Genomic DNA, 19261 nt, shown 5'->3' with positions numbered 1-19261 from the left:
GGAGTCAAGCAGATCAATAAATGACAATCATTATCATTTTGTTTTTATGACATTGATCGAATTGAATTTTTTGAGAGTTAAATCAGTAAGGTGGTGGCATACGTTTGCGAGTGACGCCATGGGAAACAGGAGGACGGGTGTGGTGCGGGCAAGAAAAAGCCCGCCATAGAGGCGGGCTCAAGGAGGTGTGCAGGCGCTGATCAGGGGGCGCGATAGAAGCGATTGAGCTCGTTCATCACCTGGATCAGGGTGCCCATGTCCGGGGTGCCGTGCTTGATGGGGCGATAGGTGTCGCGGTCCAGCAGCTCGAAGTCCCCCTGCTTGTTGAACTGGGTGATGGTGTTGCCCTGATAGATGGCGAAGTCATTCTGATCCCCCGCCAGCAGCCAGGTGCGTGTACTGGCTTCGAACAGGTTGCGCCCCGTGCTGTAGTCACGATAGGGGTTGCGTACACCCAGCATGTTCTTCATCAGGGTCGGTACCAGATCCTGGTGGCTGCTCGCCTGCGCCTGGGGCGCAGGTTCGGCACCAGGCCAGGCCAGCACCAGGGGGACCTGCACCTGATAGGTCGAGTAATTGCTGCCATAGCCCCAGCTGTTGCTCTGGGTCTCGTTGAACTCCTGACCGTGGTTGGAGGTGACCACGACGATGGTCTGATCATCAAGCCCCTGCAATTGCAGTTGGGTCAGCATCTGCTCCAGCAGTTGATCGGTATAGAAGACCGCGTTCTTGTAGCGGTTCTCCAGCTTCTGCAGGTTCTCGGGCCGATAGGCAGTGGCCGGGTTGAAGCGGGTCAACTCGGGCTGGAAGGGGCCCTTGATGCTGGCTGGCACCTGATAATCCCCCGGGCTAGAGAGATAGACCAGAGAGAACCAGGGTCTGTCCGCGGTGCGCGTGCCAAGCCACTGCTGCCAGTCGTCGATGAGCCTGCGGTCATCGGTCTGGCGGGAGACGAAGACCTGCTTGCGCAGACCCGCAAGCAGACTCTGGCGATACTGCTTGGCATCTTCCAGTGCACCGAACAGGCCGAACTGGTAGTCCTGACGCAGCATCTCGTCGAACAGCACAGGGGGGCGCTTGTCGGCCCGGATGTCCCCGTAATAGTGGCCGGGCAGCCCGTAGAAGAGGCTGAACATCCCCATGGCTTCATCATTGCCACCACTCATGTGCTGGCGGAAATTGAAGTGGTTGTCCGCGTAGCGTTGCAGATTGGGCATGTTGATGTTGTTGAGCATGTCGGCTCGCAGGGAGTCGACCACCACCACCAGCAGGTTCTTGTGATCGCTGGGTGCGCTCACGCTGAGGGGGCGCAAGGGATAGAGCAGACGGTGCTCAGCGCTTCCCTGATCTTCGGCCTTCTTCTCATACTGCTCGAGGTCGAGCCAGCCATGCTTGGCCAGGAAGCTCCTGGCGGTCATGGGGTAGGAGAGGGGGAAGTTGGCCCGCTGCATGGTGATGGGTTGATACAGGGTCGCATCCGCCCAGCTGTTGACCAGATGGGTCAGGATGAAGCAGACCAGCAGGGCCAGTCCCACCTGATTGCCGTACTGGCGGCGTTTGCGCTTGTTGATCTTGCGCCACACATAGGCCGACAGCAGCAGTTGCAGCAGGAAGATGGTGGGCACCGCCACGAAGATGATGCTCCAGATAGAGCCCTCTTCGGTCTGCGCCTGATCCAGCAGCAGTTGCCACACCTGGCCATTCAAGTGGAACTTGAACAGCTGGAACACCTGGGTGTCGATAAGCAGCAGCACCAGTGCCAGGGTGGCGATGATGGATGAAATGAAGCGCAGCGGCTTCTCCCTGGGCAGGATGAAGCTCAAGGGGAAGATGGTCAGCAGATAGGTGACGAAGCTCAGGAACGAGAAATGACCTATCCAGCTGATGACGAGATAGGTCACGCCGAGCGTGGTCGACGGCCAGCTGATGGCGCCCAGGTAACGGGTCGAGATCAGCATGGCCAGGATGATGTTGAAGAAGGAGAACCAATGCCCCCAGGTGATCAGGCGAGAGACATTATCGCGATAGGGGTTGCCGGTTTCGACCATAATGATCCATCTGCTTGAAAAACATCAAAGAATGCGAAGAAACTCAGTGCGCATCGTGGCGATGGCCCACCGAGGCGGTGAGTGCCTGGATGAACTTCTCGGTGATCGCCTGGCGCTGGGCCGGGGCCATGCCGTTGATGATGTTGGTGGTCAGGTTGCCAAGGACCATCAGACTGAGATCCACCGGTGCCTTGTGTTTCTCCAGGGCGGTGATCAGGTCGTTCATCAGGGCGTCAAACTGCTCGTTATTGTACTTTGATACGATGGGCATAATCTTGGGTTCACCTCGGTTCAAAGCGCCTTATAATACTTCACCCTTTCGGCTAACACTATGGCTTTGTGACATGAGTCTCGATATCGACAAGATCATTCTTCACTCCCTGCGGGCGGGCAACGATGGCCAGCCCCACGCCGATACCCGCAGCCAGACCCTGCCTGCCGACGAGGCGGTACAAGGGCTGATGGCGGAGCTGCATCGCATCTACAACGGCAAGGGGGGAAAGGGCTTTGGCTTCTTCGCCGATCCCGAGGCCGCCGTCGCCGAGCTGGCGGAGGGGGAAGACGCCCCCAAGCAGCCTTCCCCCGCCTTTCGCATCGCCCTGGAGCAGTTGCTGGCGGAGCAGACCGAGTTCGTCCCCTTTTCCGTTAACCTGACCCAGATGCTGGTCAAGCAGCTGGTGGAGCATGCCCTGGACGAGCAAGGGGTGTTGCTGATTGCCAAGTACAACTATGTGGGGGTGGATTACCTGATGATCGCCCTGCTGGAAGGCAAGGAGAGCGTCACCGTGAGCGAGGCGCTGGAGCTGCGCCACATCCAGTACCTGGATATCGGCAAATTGAACCTGGTGGCCCGCATCGATCTCACCGAGTGGAAAACCCAGGGGGATTCGCGTCGTTATATCACCTTCAGCAAGGGCCGGGTCGGTCGCAAGCTGGGGGATTTCTTCATGGATCTGCTGGGGGCCCGGGAGGGCATGGATGCCAAGATCCAGAACAAGGGGTTGCTGCAGGCGGTGGACGATTACTGCGACAGCCGCCAGCTCGAACCGGCCGAGCGCAATGACTACAAGAAGCAGGTCTTCAAATATTGCACCGAGCAGGCCAGCGCCGGCGAGGAGATCGAGATCAAGGAGCTGTCGGCGGAATTGCCCGGTGATGGGGACCTCGATTTTTACAGCTTCATCGGTCAGGAGTACGAGCTGGAGGAGCGCTTCCCGGCGGACCGCTCCACCCTGCGGGGCTTGACCAAGTTTGTGGGCTCCGGTGGCGGCCTGACCCTGAGCTTCGAGCAGAAGTTGCTCAACAGCCGGGTCTTTTACGATCCCCAGACCGACACCCTGACCATTAGGGGAGTCCCGCCCAATCTCAAGGATCAATTGCTGCGCCAGTCGTAATGTGATCCAGCCGTCATTTCTTGCAAAAAGGCACCGGAGTCCGCTCCGGTGCCTTTTTATTTAAGGGGGTGATGTAGATGGAAACCACCTCAGTACTTTTGTTAACACATTGAACAAAATATCGGGAATGAAAGGGTTTTCAGTGGGGTGAAATCCCTTTCAATGGCGTAAATTAATTTCCTTTCTGTAATTTAATTTCCATATCTTGGCAAAAATATGGGGATATCCCTTCCTAAGTCGCTGAAATAAGAAAATGTTTTCATAACTTTCTGGAAGAAAATACGTAATTGCATTTCAAAAATGCGAGGCGTGTCATGTGAGGCATTGACTGCTTGGGATAATATTCATCTGCACACAATGCTCTTACAGCGCGGAACTAATACAAGGAAAGGCTCATGAAAAAGAAATTGCTGTCATCCCTGATCGGTCTGGCTACCCTGGGCGTGGCCTGCTCTGCCACTGCTGCCATTGATGAAGGTCAGCTGACCATCTGGATCAACGGTGACAAGGGCTACAACGGCCTGGCCGAAGTCGGCAAGAAGTTTGAAGCCGAAACCGGCATCAAGGTCACCGTCGCCCACCCGGATCAGGTTGAAGTCAAATTCCAGCAAGCCGCCGCCACCGGCAACGGCCCGGACATCTTCTTCTGGGCTCACGACCGTTACGGTGAGTGGGTCAAGTCCGGTCTGCTGGTTCCCGTGACCCCGAATGCCGCCACCAAGGCCAAGTTCGAGCAATTCGCCTGGGATGCCATGACCGTCGATGGCAAGACCTATGGCTACCCGGTCGCGGTAGAAGCCGTCAGCCTGATTTACAACAAGGATCTGTTGCCCAACCCGCCGAAGACCTTCGAAGAGATCGCCAAGATCGACGAAGACCTGAAGAAAAATGGCAAGCGCGCCATCATGTGGGCCTATGACACCCCCTACTTCAGCTACCCCCTGGTGGCTGCCAACGGTGGTTATGCCTTCAAGAAGACCGCCACCGGCTATGACGTCAAAGACACCGGCGTGAACAACGCAGGTGCCAAGGCTGGCGTCGGCTACATCTCCGAGATGATCAAATCCGGTCACCTGGAGAAGGGCATCGACTACGGTGTGATGGACGCCAAGTTCAACAAGGGCGAAGTAGCCATGATGATCAACGGCCCCTGGGCCTGGAGCAACCTGGACAAGAGCGGCATCAAGTATGGCGTAGCCCAGCTGCCGACCCTGAAAGGCAAGCCGGCCAAGGCCTTCGTTGGTGTACTGGGTGCCACCATCAACGCCGCCAGCCCGAACAAGGATCTGGCCATCGAGTTCCTCGAGAACTACCTGCTGACCGATGCCGGTCTGGCGCCGATGAACGCCGACAAGCCGCTGGGTGCCGTGGCCCTGAAGTCCTTCCAGAAGACCCTGGAAGCCGACCCCAACATCAAGGCCACCATGCTGAACGCCCAGAACGGCGAACCGATGCCGTCCGTGCCCGAGATGAGCCGTTTCTGGTCCTCCTTCGAAACCGCCCTCAAGAACGTCACCTCTGGCCGTCAGGGTGTTGACGAAGCCCTGGATACCGCTGCCAAGCGTATCGTCCAGTAAGCATGCACTACCCGGGAGGCCTTCGGGCCTCCCACTCTCTCAATCTCTCTTGGCGCAATAAAGGTTAATTGGCATGGAAGTAGTACCTTCTATCGAATCCTATGCCGGTCCGAAGAAAGACAAGTACGTCTGGCTGAAATGGACCATGGCGGCACTGATCGCAGTGCTTAATGGTTATGCGGCCGTGATGATGTATGCCAGCGGCGAGTGGGTATTTGCCCTGCTCGATCTGGTGGTCGTATCCGTCGGTCTCTATGTCTTCATGAACAAGAAGACCTATGCCCACCGTTATATTTTCCCCGGTGTGGCAGGCATGGTTGTTTTTATCATCTTCCCTCTTGCCTACACGATCGGCATCGCCTTCACCAACTATTCGGGATCCAACTTGCTCTCCCTTGAGCAGGCACGGGATTACCATCTGAAAAAAACCTACAAGGTGACCGGCGGTGAATTCGATTTCACCCTCCTGGGTGGTGAGAACAATCAGTTTCAGCTGTTGCTGAAACAGGACGACCAATCCTTTATCAGTCAACCCCTTACCTTGCTGAACAACAAGGCGCGTACCCTGGCCGTCCGTGAAGGACGGGTCCGTGACGAGCCCCAGGTTGTTCAGTTGCAGCCTCTGGACGGGGCCATGGTCGGCGAGGCGGCACCCATTCGTGCCATCGTCGATCACCGCACCCACCTGAGTGCCCTGGATGTGGTACTGCCCGAAGGCAATATCCATCTGACCCTGAGCAGCCTGCGCAAGTTCGCCGCCCAGAAACAGCTCTATACCCAGCTGGTCGACGGCGCCGTACTCAAGTCCGGCGTCATGATCAAGGACAGTAACCTGCTGCGTGACAACCAGAGCGGCGAGCTGATGCTGCCCAACGGTGATACCGGCTTCTACCAGTACATCGATGCGGAAGGTCACTTCGTCGGCAAGGGCGTTGCCCCCGGTTTCGTGGTGAGCGTGGGTTGGAAAAACTTCATGCGCATCATGACGGACCCGGGTATCCAGAGTCCCTTCATGCAGATCTTCGTCTGGACCGTGATCTTCTCCGCCTGTTCGGTGGCGTTCACCCTGGCGATTGGCATGGTGTTGGCGTGTCTGGTGCAGTGGGAGCAACTCAGGGGGCGTGGTTTCTACCGGGTCATGCTGATCCTGCCCTATGCGATACCGGCGTTCATCTCCATCCTGGTGTTCAAGGGCTTGTTCAACCAGAACTTCGGTGAAATCAACCTGTTCCTGGAAGCGGCCTTCGGCATCAAGCCGGACTGGTACACCAATCCCTTCCTGGCCAAGGTGATGATCCTCATCGTCAACACCTGGCTCGGTTACCCCTACATGATGATCCTCTGCATGGGCCTGCTCAAGGCGATTCCGGAAGATCTCTACGAGGCGTCTGCCATGGACGGGGCGGGGCCGGTACAGAACTTCTTCAAGATCACCGTACCGCTCTTGATGAAGCCGCTGACACCGCTGTTGATTGCATCCTTTGCCTTCAACTTCAACAACTTCGTACTTATCCAGTTGTTGACGAACGGGGCGCCGGACATCATCGGGGCCACCACGCCGGCCGGGACCACCGACTTGCTGGTGAGCTACACCTACCGGATCGCGTTCCAGGGCTCGGGTGGTCAGGACTACGGTCTGGCCAGTGCCATCGCCACCGCCATCTTCCTCATCGTGGGTGCGCTGGCCTTGCTCAACCTGAAATTGTCCAAAGCCGACAAGCAACTGTAAGGAGGCTTCAACATGGCAATCGTACAACCCAAATCAGTCAAATACCGGGTGTGGGCAACCCACCTGGTGATGTGGGGCTTCCTGGCACTGATCATCTTCCCGCTGATCATGGTCATCGCCATCTCGTTCCGTAACGGCAACTTCTCGGTGGGGGAGATCATCCCCACCAATCCGACCCTGGATCACTGGAAGCTGGCGCTCGGCATGTCCATCACCAACGCCGATGGCAGCATCACGCCGCCGCCGTTCCCGGTGCTGACCTGGCTGTGGAACTCCATCAAGGTGGCGGGCATCACCGCCCTGATGATAGTGGTGCTCTCCACCACCTGTGCCTACGCCTTCGCCCGTCTGCGGTTCCGTGGCAAGTCCACCATCCTGCAGGGCATGCTGATCTTCCAGATGTTCCCGGCGGTGCTGGCACTGGTGGCCATCTACGCGCTCTTCAACAAGATCGGTGACTACATCCCCTGGCTGGGTCTCAACACCCACGGCGGCCTGATCCTGGCCTACATGGGGGGCATTGCCCTGCACGTCTGGACCATCAAGGGCTACTTCGAGACCATCGACTCTTCCCTGGAGGAGGCGGCGGCCATCGATGGCGCTACTCCGTGGCAGGCGTTCCGCCTGATCCTGCTGCCCCTGTCGGTGCCCATTCTGGCGGTGGTGTTCATCCTGGCCTTCATCGGCTCCATCACCGAGGTGCCCATGGCCTCCATCCTGTTGCAGGATGTGAACAATCTGACCCTGGCGGTCGGGGCCCAGCAGTACCTCTATCCGCAGAACTACCTGTGGGGTGACTTCGCCGCAGCCGCCGTGCTGTCAGGCTTCCCCATCACGGTCGTCTTCCTGCTCGCCCAGCGCTGGCTGGTGGGCGGTCTGACCGCAGGCGGCGTGAAAGGTTAACGGTTCATGGCCGGGGGAGCTGGCTCCCCCCGTCATCACGATTTGCAAAGATTCAAGAGCGGAGCTCGACATGGCTGAAGTAGTACTCAACAACGTTCGCAAAAATTACGACCCGGCTGTCCACAAGGACACCCTGCGCAGCATCAACCTCGACATCAAGGAAGGGGAGTTCATCGTCTTCGTCGGCCCGTCCGGCTGCGGCAAGTCCACCCTGCTTCGGATGATCGCGGGTCTGGAAGACATCACCAGCGGCGAGCTGACCATCGGCGGGCGCTACATGAACGACGTGCCGCCGGTGGAGCGCAACGTGGGCATGGTGTTCCAGTCCTACGCCCTCTACCCGCACATGAACATCTACGAGAACATGGCTTTTGGCCTCAAGCTCAAGAAGATGGACAAGGAGAACATCCACAAGCGGGTGATGCGCGCCGCCGAGATCCTGGGTCTCGAGCCGCTGCTGGACAGAAAGCCCAAGGCCCTTTCTGGCGGTCAGCGTCAGCGGGTGGCCATCGGCCGCTCCATCGTGCAGCAGCCGCAGGTGTTCCTGTTTGACGAACCCCTGTCGAATCTCGACGCCGCCCTGCGGGTCAAGATGCGCATCGAGATCGCCAAGCTGCACAAGGAGCTCAACTCCACCATCATCTACGTGACCCACGACCAGGTGGAGGCCATGACGCTAGCCAACCGCATCGTGGTGCTGAGCCCGCTCAAGGGCGAGGCGGCCACCAACCTGGAGCAGTTCGGCACCCCCCTAGAGCTCTACCACAACCCGGACAACAAGTTCGTGGCAGGCTTCATCGGCTCCCCCAAGATGAACTTCCTGGCGGGCGAGCTGGTGGAGATCGGGGAGCAGGAGTGCGTGGTCAAGCTCACCTCCGGCGATACCGTGCGTGCCCGGGTGGATGCCCGTCGCGGCGCGGTGGGCGACAAGGTGGAGCTGGGCATTCGCCCCGAGCACCTGGTGCCGCTGGGTCATGCCCATGCAGACAGCCGCGTGAGCGGCGTGGTGCAGGTAGCCGAACACCTGGGGGCAGAATCCTTCGTCTACATGGACGTGGATGGTCATGACTTCACCGTCAAGGCGAGCTCCGACATCGACGTGGCCACCGGCCAGGAGTACAGCATCGGCATCCCGGCCGAAGCCTGCTACCTGTTCGATGCCAAAGAGCAGGCGTTCCCGCGCACGGCCAAATATATCCGCGCCTGAGAGGGCGAGAGTGCCAGGTTTTCCTTTCTATACGTTCAATGCCTTTTGCCGGTCGCAAGACCGGCTTTTTATTGCCCGTCATCCGAAGCCCGGGTTCCGGCCAGCGGGGGCGGCTGGCCGGAACCCGTCACTGCCCGTGCTTGTCTGACTCGAGGGCGGCGGTGACGTCCGGCACGAAGTGCTGGCTGGTGAGCGGCGGGCGCTCATACCCTTCGGTCTTGATGGGAGGCAGGGTGATGGGCTCGTAGTGGATCGCCTCGTAGGGCACCTTGCCAAGGAGGTGGGAGATGCAGTTGAGGCGGGCGCGGCGCTTGTCATCGGCGTCCACCACGAACCAGGGGCAATCCTCGGTATCCGTGTAGGTGAACATGTCATCCTTGGCGCGGGAATACTCGACCCAGCGGGAGCGGGATTGCAGATCCATGGGGCTGAATTTCCAGCGCTTGATGGGGGTGTTGATGCGCTCCTTGAAGCGTTTCTCCTGCTCTTCGTCGCTGACCGAGAACCAGTATTTGATGAGGGTGATGCCGGAGCGGATCAACATCCGCTCGAATTCGGGGCAGGCGCGCAGGAATTCGCGATACTCGTCGTCGCTGCAAAAGCCCATCACCCGTTCGACCCCGGCCCGGTTGTACCAGGAACGGTCAAACAGCACCATCTCGCCCGCCGAGGGCAGGTGCGCCACGTAGCGCTGGAAGTACCACTGGGTGCGTTCCCGATCCGAGGGGGCGGGCAGGGCGGTGACCCGGCAGACCCGGGGGTTGAGGGGCTCGGTGATCGCCTTGATGACGCCCCCCTTGCCCGCGGCGTCGCGCCCCTCGAACAGCACCACCACTTTGAGCCCCTCCTGCTTGACCCACTCCTGCAATTTGACCAGCTCCTCCTGCAGGTGGGCGAGGTGATGTTCGTAGGTCTTCTTGTCCAGACGCGGGCGTTTCTTGCTCTTTTCCTTGGCCATCATCCTCTCCTTGGTGACTCCTCGTTGTGAGTCTCTCCAGCTTGCACCAGGCGGACACCCCTGCCAAGGGTGGCGTGTTACACTGCCGCCTCATCAGCCGCTGGCAACAGGAGAAAACATGAAGCAGTTTATGGAGATAGCGGGCCGCCGCATGGCCTATCTGGACGAGGGGCAGGGTCCGGCACTGCTCTTTGGCCACAGCTACCTGTGGGACAGTGCCATGTGGGCACCGCAAATCGAGGCCCTCAAGGAGCATTATCGCTGCATCGTGCCCGAGCTTTGGGGTCACGGGGATTCCGATGTGCTGCCCGAGGGGCCCTGCACCCTGGCGACCCTGGCCCGGGATCACCTGGCGCTGCTCGATGCCCTTGGCATCGACGAGTGCGTGCTGGTGGGGCTCTCCATCGGTGGGATGTGGGGCGTGGAGCTGGCGCGCATGGCGCCTGCTCGCCTCAAGGGAGTGGTGCTGATGGACAGCTTCGTCGGCCTTGAACCCCAGATCACCTGCGAGCGCTATCTCGGCATGCTGGCGATGATCGAACAGGTCGGCGCCGTGCCTGCGCCCATCGCCGATCAGGTGGCGCCGCTCTTCTTTGCCCATCAACCGGACGCGGCCCTGATGGCCGGTTTCAAGGCCCGGCTGGCCCAATGGCCCGCCGACAAGGTGGCGAGCCTGGTGGCGGTGGGGCGCAGCTTCGTGACCCGGGAGGATCGCATCGACTGGCTCGAAGAGATGAGGTTGCCCGCACTGGTGATGACGGGGTGCGAGGACAAGGCTCGCCCTGTGCTGGAGGGGTATCTGATGGCCGAGGTGCTGGGGTGCCCGTTCAGGGAGATCCCGGGGGCCGGTCACATCTCGACCTTGGAGAACCCCGCGTTCATCAACCAGGCGCTCGCCGAATTTCTCGCCGAAGTGGCAGGGTGACGCTGCGCCGGATAGCCGTAAAAAAGGAGCCATGGGCTCCTTTTTTGTTGTCCAGTCCGGATGGGGCTACCAGATGTAGCCCACCCCGAAGCCTGCATAGAGTTCTCCCTGATGCTGGACGATGGGGCTGTCCGCGATGTCGTCGTCGTAGCGCTCGTAGTTGATGCCAAAGCCGCCAATCCAGTTGGCGCTGAAGCGATAGCTGCCGATGAGGGAGACCATGGGGGAGAGGGTGGTGCCCGTGTTCCACGCCGGCCTGTCCGCCCTCGCTTCGTCTTGCGAGACACCGCCGAAGTAGTAGTTGGCGAGGTTGTGGCTGCGCAGCATGACGCCGGCTCCCGGCATCAGCAGCAGGGGGCCGCGGATGATGGGGAAGTTGGCCCACAGCATCAGCTCCTGACCGTCGCTGGTGCCGGTCACATCCGTGGTGGCCCGCACGCTCCAGAGGGCGTAGGGAGTGATGAGATCGGCCCCAACACCGGCCTCGAACTGCCCCTTGCGCTTCTCCATGCCATGGAGGAAGGGATCGTCGTCCGGGTCCAGGTTGCCAAAGCGCATCCGGCCGAAGGCATAGGTCGAGAGGTTGCCATCCCGGCTCAGGTAGTAGCGGGCCCGATCCCCCAGATACATCAAGTTGTCACCAAAATAGAGGGCCCCCGGGATGGGCATCAGGGTATCGTCCTGGTGCTGGTAACGGGCCTGACCGCCGATGACGGCCCCGCCCAGCACCAGCCCCTTGGGAATGGGGCTGTCAGGGCTGTCGCTGGAGAAGGCGCTGAGGGCCCCGATATCGAGGTCTGCCCGGACGGGAGAACAGAACAGCAGTGCCAGAAAGGCACCCAGAGAGGCATGGCGCAGGGCAGGGACTGGGGACATGACAGATCCTTGTCGGTGGGTGGGCGTGGGAACGAATCAGACCGGCGTAGCAAGTCAAACGGATGTCGGTTTTCAATTAAACCCGACAAGGCAAGCATGAGCCAGCGTCACGGAGGTGCTGCTGGTGGCCGGTATCTGGAAGGGGCGAGACCCGGCCTCGCCCCTTGCCAGGGTCAGGGGGCGGGGCGGGGGAGATCTTCCCGCTTGGGCCAGGCGTTGAGCACCGCTTTGACCAGTGTGGCGAGGGGAATGGCGAAGAAGACGCCCCAAAAGCCCCACAGACCGCCAAACACCAGCACGGCGATGATGATGGCCACCGGGTGCAGGTTGACCGCCTCGGAGAAGAGCAGGGGGACCAGCAGGTTGCCGTCGAGGGCCTGGATCACGAGATAGGCCACCATCAGCCAGGCGAAGTCGGGGGTCAGCCCCCACTGGAACAGGGCCACCATGGCCACCGGCACGGTCACCGCGGCGGCACCGATATAGGGGATGAGCACGGAGAAGCCCACCGCGACCGCCAGCAGGGCGGAGTAGCGCAATCCCATCAGGGCGAAGGGCACATAGGTGGCGATGCCGACGATGACGATCTCGATCACCTTGCCGCGGATGTAGTTGATGATCTGGTCGTTCATCTCCACCCAGACCCGGTTCACCAGGGTGCGGTTGCGGGGCAGGAAGCGGCGCAGGCCGCCCATCAGCACCTGTTTGTCCTTGAGCATGAAGAAGACCATCAGGGGCACCAGGATGGCGTAGATGAGGATGGCCACCACGTTGATGAGGGAGCTCAAAGAGGCGCTCACCAGTTGTTCGCCGCCGGTCAGGATGCGCTGGCGAATGTTGTCGATGATGGTCTCCACCAGGCTGACGTCGATGATCTCGGGGTATTTTTCCGGCAGGGTGCGGACATAGTCCTGGGCATGGGCCAGCATGGCGGGGGCCTCCTTGGCCAGGTTGACCCCCTGGCTCACCAGCGTCGGGATGAGGCCCAGCAGCATCAGGGTCGTCACCGTGATGAACAGCAGCAGGACCAGGCTGGTAGCGACGGTGCGAGAGAGGCCGCCTCGTTGCAGGCGACTCACCGGCCACTCCAGCAGATAGGCCATCACCAGGGCCACCAGCAGCGGTGCCAGCAGATCCCCAAACAGCCAGAGCACGGCAAAGCAGAAGACCAGCAGCAGGAAGAGGGTGACGGCATCGGGGTCGGAAAAACGGGTCTGATACCAGCGCTTCAATACATCTAACATCGAGGCTTCCTTGATGGCGGCTCACGGGGTGGCATGGGCTCGGGGGCGAGCAGGGCGTCCCGGGGGGGACGGGCAACGACGAGCAGCAGGGAGAGGCGGGCAGCTGACTCTTCCCGGGTCTGGACATGGTGACCCTGACGGCGCAGATAGGCGGGAATGTCCTGCCGGGAGCCTGCATCCCCGAGCTGGATGCACACGGATTGACCGGGCCGGGCCTGGCGCAACCAGAGCTTGAGCCGGATGAGGGGCTCGGGACAACGCCAGGGGGTCAGGTCGAGCTGTTCCATGAGAACTCCATCGCGTGCGTGGCGGTCATTATGGCCGTGATGAGAGGATGAAACAACGCTTGTGGGCCTTGAATGGCAAGGGTATTCTGCCGATGCCCGCTGGGGTCTGATTGGAGATAGAGATAACGTGGCACGTTTTTCCCCCCTGATAGCATCGCTTCCCCTGTTGGTCACCCTGATGGGGGCGACCTTCCACGCCCAGGGGAGCAACCAGTTGCCCGACATCGGTACCGCCGGGGTCGCCGCACTGCCCATCGAGCAGGAGGTGCGCTACGGCAACGCCTTCATGCGTTTTGCCCGGGCGGGCCTGCCCATCATCGATGACCCCGTGCTCAACGAATACATCGACGATCTGGGCCAGCGGCTGCTGACCAATGCCGACGGGGTGCGCTTCCCGTTCACCTTCTTCCTCATCAACGATCCCAGCATCAACGCGGCGGCCTTCCTCGGTGGCCGGGTCAAGGTGCACACCGGCCTCTTCCTCTACGCCGAGAGCGAGAGCGAGCTGGCCTCGGTACTGGCCCACGAAATCACCCACGTGACCCAGCGTCACATCGCCCGTTACATGGAGGCACAGGCGAGCAGCTCCGCCATGACCCTGGCCGGCCTGGTGGGCTCCATTGCACTCGCGGTGATCAACCCCACCGCCGGCATCGCGGCCTTGCAGACCACGCTTGGTTTGTCGATGCAGTCGGCCATCAACTACACCCGGGACAACGAATACGAGGCGGATCGCATCGGCATGAAGACGCTGTATGACGCCGGGTTCGATCCCATGGGCATGGCCAACTTCTTCCAGAAGCTGGCGGCGGAGTACCGCTATGCCAGCAAGCCGCCGGAGATGCTGCTGACTCACCCCCTGCCGGAGACCCGGATCAGCGAAGCCCGTGCCCGGGCCGGGAGCTATGGCGCGCGCGCCCTGCCGCCGAGCCTGGACTTCTGGCTGGCCAAGGTGCGCATCCAGGTGCGCTATGGCACCGAGACGCCCCAGGCGCTGCTCACCTACTTCGACAGCCGCCTGCAGAAGGGGGATTACCCCCTCAAGGATGCCGCCATCTATGGCAAGGCGCTGGCCCTGTTGCAGCTCAAGCGCACCGATGAGGCCGACACCCTGATGCAGGAGCTGGCGACCCGTCACCCGGAGGATCTCTTCGTGGTGGATGCCCTGACCGACATCGATCTCGCCAAGGGGCGCAGCGCCCAGGCCATCGCCAGACTGGAGCGCTTCCGCACCCGGATGCCGGACAACGAGGTGGTGGTGGTGAACCTCGGCAACGCCTATCTGGAGGGGGGGAACTACAAGAAGTCCATCGCCATCCTGGACCCTTATGCCCGGGAGCACGACGAGAACAGCCTGGCCTGGAGCCTGCTGTCTGACGCCTACCGCAAGGCGGGCAGAATGACGGACCTGCACATGGCACGGGCGGAGACCCTTTCCCTGCGCGGGGACTACCAGGCGGCCATCGACGAACTGATCGTGGCCCGGGGCACCACCAGCGACAAGCTGACCCTGGCCCGCATCGAGGCGCGCATCACCCAGCTGGAGCGGGCCAAGAAGGATCTGGACAGCCTCAAGGGCTGAGTCCGGAGCGGGTTGATGGCAGGCGGGGTGCTCCTTTGGGGGCACCCCGCCTTGTTTTGCAGGCTAAAATAGGGCCTTTCATCGGTTTCAACGCATCTTGATGATGAAGAAATGAATGTGATGGATGGCTCTGCTATGGGGCGCTCACCAGGCGGCGTTTCATCTCGCCTATCTTCTGCTCGTCCAGCTCCCCCAGCAGGGTCTCCAGCAGCGTGCCCCTGGCATCGAGCAGATAGCTGGTGGGCAGCGCCCCGGGCCTTGGGAACGGGAGGCGGGCGTCGTCATCCGGGATCATCAGGGGAACCCTGATGGCGTGGCGCCGTGCCAGCTCGGTCAGTTCGGCGGGGGAGGCGGGGTCATAGTTGATGGCGATCACCCGGATCTGACCTTCCTGGTGCAATGTTGCCAGCAGGGGCATCTCCCGCAGGCAGGGGGCGCACCAGGGGGCGAAGTAGTTGACCAGCAGCGGCTTGCCACCGAGATCCGCGAGGCTGACCTTCTTTCCCGCGCCGTCGGTGAAGTCGGGTGCCGGGCTGCAGGCCCCCAGCAGGGTTGCCACAATCAGCCAACAGATCCGTTTCATTTCCATAGCCTTCCCGCTTACCCTGACCATCCGTTTCCCCTACAATAGCGCCATTTCTTGTCCCATCTTGCGATTAATCAGGGAGTTATCATGAGCGAGACCCAAATCTACCACAATCCGCGCTGCTCCAAGAGCCGTGAAACCCTGGCCTTGCTGGAACAGCACGGGGTCGCCCCCGAGGTGGTGCTCTATCTGGAGCAGGCCCCGAGTGAGGCACAGATCCGCACCCTCCTGAGTCAGCTTGGCTTCACGGATCCCCGACAGCTGATGCGCACCAAGGAAGATCTCTACAAGGAGCTGGGGCTCGGCGAGGTGAGCGGCGATGACCTCATTCGTGCCATGCACCAGCATCCCAAGCTCATCGAGCGCCCCATTGTCATCAAGAATGGGCAGGCCCGCATAGGTCGTCCGCCCGAGCAGGTGCTGGAGATCCTCAAGTGAGCACCCGCTTCGCTCGCCTGCTGACCCTGGCCGGTTTTTTCGGCCTGCTGGCCTGGGTGCTGCTCTGGCACCTGTGGCTCTCGCCCCACCCGGACCTCAACCCCTGGCTGTTGCCGGTGATCTGGACGGTGCCGCTGCTCTTCCCCCTCAAGGGCATAGTGCAGGGCAATCCCTACACCCACGCCTGGGGCAATTTCGTGCTGATGCCCTACTTCCTGCACGCCCTGACCCTGATCACCACGGATGAGGGGGAGCGGTGGCTGGCGGTGGTGGAGCTGGTGCTCACCACCCTGGCGTTTGTGGGCACCATCTATTATGCCCGCCTGCGCGGCCGCGAGCTGGGGCTGAGTATCCGCAAGAAGGAAGGCTGAGCCCCTCCCTGTCCGCCTGCTGGCGGGCAGGGTATGTGTCTGAAACCGACGCAAGCCAGCGAATGGCATCTGGCGGTATCGCCCCGAAGTGGCTTGCTTATCTCTTTGATTAATTTATGAATATTGATCGCTGATTGGCAGGGCAGTACCTCTGTTGACAGATCTGCCATCTGGTTTGCCAGCCTCAGTCAGCCCCTGTTATGCAAAAAGGGGTATGCTTGTGTTTTCACCAGACTCGAGTGATCCATATGACAATCCTGCGTTCCCTCCTGTTGCACAAGACCCTGCTGGCCCTGACCGTCTCCCTCTCCGTCAGTTCCCTCGCCGATGCCTGTACCCGCGCCGTCTATCAGGGGGAGGGAGCGCTGGTGGTGACCGGTCGTACCATGGACTGGCGCAGCGCCATGCCGACCAATCTCTGGGCGCTGCCCCGTGGCATCGCGCGGGAAGGGGAGGCAGGTGCGCACTCCATGACGTGGACGTCGCGCTACGGCTCCGTGGTGGCGGCAGGCTTCGATGCGGGCACCGCCGACGGCATGAACGAGAAGGGGCTGGTGGCCAACCTCCTCTATCTGACCGAGTCCGAGTATGTGACCCCGAGCGACAAGGATCCGCGCAAGACTCTCTCCATCTCGCTCTGGGCCCAGTATGCGCTGGACAACTTCGCCACCGTGGCCGAGGCGGTCGAGGCCCTCTCCAGAGATGAGTTCTATGTGGTGACCACCCTGACCCCGGATGGCAAGCCGGGCCAGCTGCACCTCTCCCTCTCCGATGCGAGCGGCGATTCCGCCATCTTCCAGTACGTGGGGGGCAAGCTGCAGATCTACCACGACCGCAGCTATCAGGTGATGACCAACTCGCCGACCTTTGACAAGCAACTGGCCCTCAACGACTACTGGGAGGAGATTGGCGGTCTCACCATGCTGCCCGGCACCAACCGCTCGGCGGACCGTTTTGCCCGCGCCTCCTTCTACATCAAGACCCTGCCAAAGACCGACCAGGCCAACGAGGCGGTAGCCGGGGTGATGAGCGTGATGCGCAACGTCTCGGTACCCATGGGGATCAGCACCCCGGATCAGCCCAACATCTCCACCACCCTGTGGCGCAGCGTGGCGGATCAGCAGCATCGCCGCTATTTCTTCGAGCTGACCCATCTGCCCAACACCTTCTGGGTGAGCATGGACAAGCTGGATCTCACTGCGGGGGCCCCGGTGCGCAAGTTGCCCCTGACCGAGCAGCAGCTCTATGCGGGGGAGACGGCGGAGAAATTCGTCCCGGCCAAGGCGTTTCGCTTCCTGCCGGCCAGCCCCAAGGCCTGAGCGTTCCTTTGATGACAACGCCCCGCTCGGGGCGTTTTTTATGGTGGGGATGAGGTGGCAGTGCGGTGGGCGGCGATCTGCGCCTCGCAAAAGCGCATCAGCTCCGGGTAGAAGTGCAGGAAGGCGTGCTCGGCCTCGGTCCAGCGAGCCTGATCCAGGGCGTCGAGCGCCTCCCCGAGCGGCACGGGGCGGCGCAGCCGACGACCGATGCCGTTGAGGGCCGCCCCCACCCCTTCCCGGTACTGGTAGGAGGCCAGCCAGTCCTGCTCGGCCATGCGCCGCAGGGCCATCGGCAGGCCCTGTGGCAGGCTGTGATGATCCAGGAGAAGTTGACCATAACTCTGCGCCAGAAAGCGGGGCAGGGGGGCTGCGCTGAACCTCTGCCAGTGCTGGCTGAGCCAGTGATCGTAGAGCATGTCCACCACAATGCCGCCGAAGCGGCGCCAGGGGGGGCGAAGCTCGCCACGGCGGCCCGATGGGCCGGGTGGGCATCGGTGAAGGCGTCTATCTTGCGGTGCAGCCAGATCCCCTCGTCGAAGTGGTCAGCCAGACCCGTCGGCAGCGGGCCCTTGATGAAGTCCCCCAGCAGGTTGCCGGTGAGGGAGCTGCCGGTATGGGCCGCCAGATGGAGGTGGGCGAGAAAATTCATGGGATGGGGCTCGCGTGCCTGGGCGTGAACGGGTGATCCGAGCCTAACGAATCGTGGCCGGATTGACCATGGGCAGGATGTTTCATCCCCAAGTCCCCTTGCCGGGCAAATTTGAGGCGTGGTAAGGTGCTTGCCATCTTTGTCACAGGACGCGACAAATCACCATGATGCGCAAAGCCAGAGGCTTTTTTCTGGCCTTCTACTTCAAGCCTTTCTATCTCTCCGAGTGGTTCGACGAATAGGTCGAGGCCCCGGAGCAGTTCATTGACGCCCATGGCGGCGTAATCCCGCTCATCTGCAATTTGCCGTTTGTTGGCCATCGCTTGCCTCTGCCTGCGATGCCTTGACCGCGCCTGTGCGCATTTTATGTAATGGAGTACTTACGATGAAGACCACACTGACCCTGTCAGTCCTTGTTGCTGCCTGTCTGCTCGCCACCCCCGTCACCGCCAAGGAGTGGAAGACGGTACGCTTTGGCATGGAGGGGGCCTATCCACCCTTCTCATGGACCGATGCGTCCGGAGAGATCAAGGGATTTGACATCGATCTTGCCAACGCCCTGTGCCAGCAGATGGCCGTCAGGTGCGAACTGGTGGCCCAGGATTGGGACGGCATGATCCCGGCCCTGCTGTCGCGCAAGTACGACGCCATCATCGCTGCCATGTCGATCACCGACGAGCGGCGCAAGAAGGTCGACTTCACCGAGAAATATGCCCACATTCCCAACCGCTTCGTGGCGGCCAGGGGCACCGAACTGACGCTGACGCCGGAAGGGATGGCGGGCAAGCGCATCGGCGTGCAGCGGGCCACCACCCACGACAAGTACCTGACCGACAACTTCGGCTCCAGCGTCACCATAGTGCGTTACGGCAGTGCCGATGAAGCCTACCTCGACCTGAAGGCGGGACGGGTGCTGGCCCTGCTGGCCGACGCCTCGGCCATCGAACAGGGGTTGCTTGGCAAGGAAGGGGGCGACAAGTTCGACTATGTGGGGCCGGCCCTGACCGACCGTCAATGGTTTGGCGACGGCATGGGGATCGCGGTGCGCAAGGGGGATCCGGATCTCAGGGCCAGGCTGAACGACGCCATCAAGGCCCTGCGCGCCAACGGCAAGTATCAGGAGATCAACCGGAAGTACTTCAAGTACGATATCTATGGCGGTTGATGG

The 19261-nt window shown here is 61.2% G+C and carries 19 protein-coding genes and 1 pseudogene; 11 read left to right on the top strand and 9 right to left on the bottom strand.

Annotation, left to right across the window (positions count from 1 at the left end):
• Positions 1-200: 200 nt before the first annotated feature.
• Complete coding sequence (locus tag ACB037_RS00785) at positions 201-2048, bottom strand: DUF3413 domain-containing protein (RefSeq protein ID WP_371174771.1); 1848 nt, start codon at positions 2046-2048, stop codon at positions 201-203.
• Between the two features lie 43 nt (positions 2049-2091).
• The gene (locus ACB037_RS00780; RefSeq protein WP_039038627.1) at positions 2092-2319 is read right to left on the bottom strand and encodes a YejL family protein; all 228 of its coding nucleotides are present in this window, start codon (positions 2317-2319) and stop codon (positions 2092-2094) included.
• Between the two features lie 73 nt (positions 2320-2392).
• Here ACB037_RS00780 and yejK point away from each other — a divergent pair, with 73 nt between their 5' ends.
• From yejK to ACB037_RS00755, 5 genes are all read left to right on the top strand, one after another.
• Complete coding sequence (gene yejK / locus ACB037_RS00775) at positions 2393-3442, top strand: nucleoid-associated protein YejK (RefSeq protein WP_039038628.1); 1050 nt, start codon at positions 2393-2395, stop codon at positions 3440-3442.
• 395 nt (positions 3443-3837) lie between these two features.
• The gene (malE, locus tag ACB037_RS00770; RefSeq protein WP_010674249.1) at positions 3838-5019 is read left to right on the top strand and encodes a maltose/maltodextrin ABC transporter substrate-binding protein MalE; all 1182 of its coding nucleotides are present in this window, start codon (positions 3838-3840) and stop codon (positions 5017-5019) included.
• Positions 5020-5092: 73 nt separating this feature from the next.
• Positions 5093-6748, top strand: coding sequence for a maltose ABC transporter permease MalF (malF, locus tag ACB037_RS00765; protein WP_039038629.1), 1656 nt, complete (start codon positions 5093-5095; stop codon positions 6746-6748).
• Positions 6749-6760: 12 nt separating this feature from the next.
• Positions 6761-7651, top strand: a complete 891-nt coding sequence (gene malG / locus ACB037_RS00760; protein ID WP_010674251.1) for a maltose ABC transporter permease MalG — start codon at positions 6761-6763, stop codon at positions 7649-7651.
• Positions 7652-7721: 70 nt separating this feature from the next.
• Positions 7722-8858 (top strand): ABC transporter ATP-binding protein, encoded by a 1137-nt coding sequence (locus tag ACB037_RS00755; protein WP_041212788.1) that lies wholly within the window; start codon positions 7722-7724, stop codon positions 8856-8858.
• 127 nt (positions 8859-8985) lie between these two features.
• Here the strand turns inward: ACB037_RS00755 and ppk2 are convergent, their stop codons facing one another.
• On the bottom strand, positions 8986-9816 hold the full coding sequence (gene ppk2, locus ACB037_RS00750; RefSeq protein ID WP_010674253.1) for a polyphosphate kinase 2: 831 nt from the start codon (positions 9814-9816) through the stop codon (positions 8986-8988).
• A gap of 118 nt (positions 9817-9934) precedes the next feature.
• Between ppk2 and ACB037_RS00745 the strand changes: the two genes are divergently transcribed.
• On the top strand, positions 9935-10741 hold the full coding sequence (locus ACB037_RS00745) for an alpha/beta fold hydrolase (protein WP_371174770.1): 807 nt from the start codon (positions 9935-9937) through the stop codon (positions 10739-10741).
• Between the two features lie 66 nt (positions 10742-10807).
• On the opposite strand, the gene ACB037_RS00740 is transcribed toward ACB037_RS00745, so the two are convergent.
• From ACB037_RS00740 to ACB037_RS00730, 3 genes are all read right to left on the bottom strand, one after another.
• On the bottom strand, positions 10808-11617 hold the full coding sequence (locus tag ACB037_RS00740) for a MipA/OmpV family protein (RefSeq protein WP_371174769.1): 810 nt from the start codon (positions 11615-11617) through the stop codon (positions 10808-10810).
• Between the two features lie 173 nt (positions 11618-11790).
• Positions 11791-12861: an AI-2E family transporter gene (locus ACB037_RS00735; RefSeq protein ID WP_039038634.1), complete on the bottom strand. Its 1071-nt coding sequence runs from the start codon at positions 12859-12861 to the stop codon at positions 11791-11793.
• Entirely contained in the window at positions 12855-13148 is a 294-nt protein-coding gene (locus ACB037_RS00730) for a sulfurtransferase TusA family protein (protein WP_201956446.1), read from the bottom strand. The genes ACB037_RS00735 and ACB037_RS00730 overlap by 7 nt, the downstream gene beginning before the upstream one ends.
• A 127-nt stretch (positions 13149-13275) precedes the next feature.
• Between ACB037_RS00730 and ACB037_RS00725 the strand changes: the two genes are divergently transcribed.
• Positions 13276-14730, top strand: coding sequence for a M48 family metalloprotease (locus tag ACB037_RS00725; RefSeq protein ID WP_223918331.1), 1455 nt, complete (start codon positions 13276-13278; stop codon positions 14728-14730).
• A gap of 133 nt (positions 14731-14863) precedes the next feature.
• On the opposite strand, the gene ACB037_RS00720 is transcribed toward ACB037_RS00725, so the two are convergent.
• Positions 14864-15343 carry a TlpA disulfide reductase family protein gene (locus ACB037_RS00720; protein ID WP_371174768.1) on the bottom strand — a complete coding sequence of 160 codons (480 nt, stop codon included), beginning with the start codon at positions 15341-15343 and terminating at the stop codon, positions 14864-14866.
• Positions 15344-15403: 60 nt separating this feature from the next.
• On the opposite strand from ACB037_RS00720, the gene arsC reads away from it, so the two are divergent.
• From arsC to ACB037_RS00705, 3 genes are all read left to right on the top strand, one after another.
• On the top strand, positions 15404-15754 hold the full coding sequence (arsC, locus tag ACB037_RS00715) for an arsenate reductase (glutaredoxin) (RefSeq protein WP_010674260.1): 351 nt from the start codon (positions 15404-15406) through the stop codon (positions 15752-15754).
• Positions 15751-16125: a DUF2069 domain-containing protein gene (locus ACB037_RS00710; RefSeq protein WP_010674261.1), complete on the top strand. Its 375-nt coding sequence runs from the start codon at positions 15751-15753 to the stop codon at positions 16123-16125. The genes arsC and ACB037_RS00710 overlap by 4 nt, the downstream gene beginning before the upstream one ends.
• A 248-nt stretch (positions 16126-16373) precedes the next feature.
• Complete coding sequence (locus ACB037_RS00705; protein WP_371174767.1) at positions 16374-17444, top strand: linear amide C-N hydrolase; 1071 nt, start codon at positions 16374-16376, stop codon at positions 17442-17444.
• A gap of 38 nt (positions 17445-17482) precedes the next feature.
• On the opposite strand, the pseudogene ACB037_RS00700 reads toward ACB037_RS00705, so the two are convergent.
• Positions 17483-18093: pseudogene (locus ACB037_RS00700) on the bottom strand (ACP phosphodiesterase).
• Positions 18090-18413, bottom strand: a complete 324-nt coding sequence (locus ACB037_RS00695) for a hypothetical protein (RefSeq protein WP_029314324.1) — start codon at positions 18411-18413, stop codon at positions 18090-18092. Before ACB037_RS00695 ends, ACB037_RS00700 begins: the two are co-directional and overlap by 4 nt.
• Positions 18414-18478: 65 nt before the next feature.
• Here ACB037_RS00695 and ACB037_RS00690 point away from each other — a divergent pair, with 65 nt between their 5' ends.
• Positions 18479-19258, top strand: coding sequence for an ABC transporter substrate-binding protein (locus ACB037_RS00690; protein WP_319873304.1), 780 nt, complete (start codon positions 18479-18481; stop codon positions 19256-19258).
• Positions 19259-19261 lie beyond the last annotated feature (3 nt).

It is taken from the genome of Aeromonas sp. S19(2024), from assembly GCF_041402625.1.
Classification (GTDB): Bacteria; Pseudomonadota; Gammaproteobacteria; order Enterobacterales; family Aeromonadaceae; genus Aeromonas; species Aeromonas caviae.
The sequence above is the reverse complement of the archived record's forward strand: the minus strand, read 5'-3'. Positions and strand labels throughout refer to the sequence as shown.

Excerpts from the sequence above, each read along its gene's own strand:
- yejK (WP_039038628.1), top strand. The coding sequence starts at position 2,393 with ATGAGTCTCGATATCGACAAGATCATTCTTCACTCCCTGCGGGCGGGC.
- ACB037_RS00690 (WP_319873304.1), top strand. The coding sequence starts at position 18,479 with ATGAAGACCACACTGACCCTGTCAGTCCTTGTTGCTGCCTGTCTGCTC.
- ppk2 (WP_010674253.1), bottom strand. The coding sequence starts at position 9,816 with ATGGCCAAGGAAAAGAGCAAGAAACGCCCGCGTCTGGACAAGAAGACC.
- malF (WP_039038629.1), top strand. The coding sequence starts at position 5,093 with ATGGAAGTAGTACCTTCTATCGAATCCTATGCCGGTCCGAAGAAAGAC.
- ACB037_RS00705 (WP_371174767.1), top strand. The coding sequence starts at position 16,374 with ATGACAATCCTGCGTTCCCTCCTGTTGCACAAGACCCTGCTGGCCCTG.
- malG (WP_010674251.1), top strand. The coding sequence starts at position 6,761 with ATGGCAATCGTACAACCCAAATCAGTCAAATACCGGGTGTGGGCAACC.
- ACB037_RS00740 (WP_371174769.1), bottom strand. The coding sequence starts at position 11,617 with ATGTCCCCAGTCCCTGCCCTGCGCCATGCCTCTCTGGGTGCCTTTCTG.
- ACB037_RS00780 (WP_039038627.1), bottom strand. The coding sequence starts at position 2,319 with ATGCCCATCGTATCAAAGTACAATAACGAGCAGTTTGACGCCCTGATG.
- ACB037_RS00745 (WP_371174770.1), top strand. The coding sequence starts at position 9,935 with ATGAAGCAGTTTATGGAGATAGCGGGCCGCCGCATGGCCTATCTGGAC.
- ACB037_RS00755 (WP_041212788.1), top strand. The coding sequence starts at position 7,722 with ATGGCTGAAGTAGTACTCAACAACGTTCGCAAAAATTACGACCCGGCT.
- ACB037_RS00695 (WP_029314324.1), bottom strand. The coding sequence starts at position 18,413 with ATGGCCAACAAACGGCAAATTGCAGATGAGCGGGATTACGCCGCCATG.
- ACB037_RS00730 (WP_201956446.1), bottom strand. The coding sequence starts at position 13,148 with ATGGAACAGCTCGACCTGACCCCCTGGCGTTGTCCCGAGCCCCTCATC.
- malE (WP_010674249.1), top strand. The coding sequence starts at position 3,838 with ATGAAAAAGAAATTGCTGTCATCCCTGATCGGTCTGGCTACCCTGGGC.
- ACB037_RS00785 (WP_371174771.1), bottom strand. The coding sequence starts at position 2,048 with ATGGTCGAAACCGGCAACCCCTATCGCGATAATGTCTCTCGCCTGATC.
- arsC (WP_010674260.1), top strand. The coding sequence starts at position 15,404 with ATGAGCGAGACCCAAATCTACCACAATCCGCGCTGCTCCAAGAGCCGT.
- ACB037_RS00735 (WP_039038634.1), bottom strand. The coding sequence starts at position 12,861 with ATGTTAGATGTATTGAAGCGCTGGTATCAGACCCGTTTTTCCGACCCC.
- ACB037_RS00720 (WP_371174768.1), bottom strand. The coding sequence starts at position 15,343 with ATGGTCAGGGTAAGCGGGAAGGCTATGGAAATGAAACGGATCTGTTGG.